Genomic DNA, 1,263 nt, shown 5'->3' on the forward strand with positions numbered 1-1,263 from the left:
GACGAGATCGCCTTCCWGACCAACCTGCTGGCCCTGAACGCCGGGGTCGAGGCGGCCCGGGCCGGCGACGCCGGTCGCGGCTTCGCCGTGGTCGCCCAGGAAGTGCGGGGCCTGGCCCAGCGCTCGGCCGAGGCGGCCAAGGAGATCAAGTCGCTGATCACCACCTCGACCAGCCAGGTCGGCGCGGGGGTCGACCTGGTGGGCCGCACCGGCAAGGCGCTGGAGCGCATCGTGGTGCAGATCGCCGAGATCGACGGGCTGGTTTCCGAGATCGCCGCCAGCGCCCAGCACCAGGCGCAGGGCCTTTCGCAGATCAACACCGCCATCAACCAGATGGACCAGGTGCTGCAGCAGAACGCGGCGATGGTCGAGCAGACCGCCGCCGCCACCCAGACCCTGAACGGCGACGCCAGCCAGTTGGCCGGGCTGGTCGGGCAATTTGAACTGCCTCGGCAAGAGCATTCGGAACAACACTCGCGCAAGCGCGCTTGATCCTCGCCGCCATTGGGGTCAAGCTTCGCTTTAGGGGCGGGTACTTGCTTATCGCTAACGCGGCGCCTATCCTCTTAGCCCCCGGTCGTGCGCGCCAACGTCCGGGAGTCTTCCTCCCTTTGGGCGAACCGAGCTAAAATCCGCAATGGAAAAAGTGCCGATGACCGCCGGGGGTTACCAAACCCTCGACGAAGAACTGAAGCGTTTGAAGACGATTGAACGGCCGGCGGTGATCGCCGCGATTTCCGAGGCGCGCCAGCATGGCGACCTGTCGGAAAACGCCGAGTACCACGCCGCCAAGGAACGTCAGGGCTGGATCGAAGGCCGGATCGCCGAGATCGAGGACAAGATCGCCCGCGCCCAGGTCATCGACGTCTCGAAACTGTCGGGCACCCAGGTGAAGTTCGGGGCGACGGTCAGCGTCGTCGACGAGGACACCGAGGAAGAGGCCCGCTACCAGATCGTCGGCGACCACGAAGCCGACGTGAAGGAGGGCCGCATCTCGCTGAGCTCGCCGCTGTCGCGCGCCATGATCGGCAAGGAAGTCGGCGAGGTGGTCGAGGTCTATACGCCCGGCGGCGTGAAGGCCTACGAGATCCTCAAGGTCGAGTGGGTCTAGCTTAAGCCCCATTCCAGGGACATTTGCGTGCGGCGCGCCGGACAGCTTAGGTTGACCGGCGCGTCGCTTTGCTATGGCCGGGATCACCGACGTGGTTGAAAAGAAAACATCGCAGGCGGCGGCGCCCAAGGCCGCAAAGGCGCGCAAGGCTC

The 1,263-nt window shown here is 65.9% G+C and carries 2 protein-coding genes; both read left to right on the forward strand.

The annotated features are described in order from the left end of the window. Nucleotides 1-492: methyl-accepting chemotaxis protein (locus tag AC1DZ6_RS25340; RefSeq protein ID WP_477099846.1), on the forward strand; the 492-nt coding region annotated here is incomplete at its 5' end. A gap of 145 nt (nucleotides 493-637) precedes the next feature. Next, nucleotides 638-1,111, forward strand: coding sequence for a transcription elongation factor GreA (gene greA, locus AC1DZ6_RS25345; RefSeq protein ID WP_477099847.1), 474 nt, complete (start codon nucleotides 638-640; stop codon nucleotides 1,109-1,111). The last annotated feature ends 152 nt before the right edge of the window (nucleotides 1,112-1,263 follow it).

The sequence above is a fragment of the Caulobacter sp. P1_B12_2 genome, assembly GCF_056406675.1.

Excerpts from the sequence above, each read along its gene's own strand:
- greA (WP_477099847.1), top strand. The coding sequence starts at position 638 with ATGGAAAAAGTGCCGATGACCGCCGGGGGTTACCAAACCCTCGACGAA.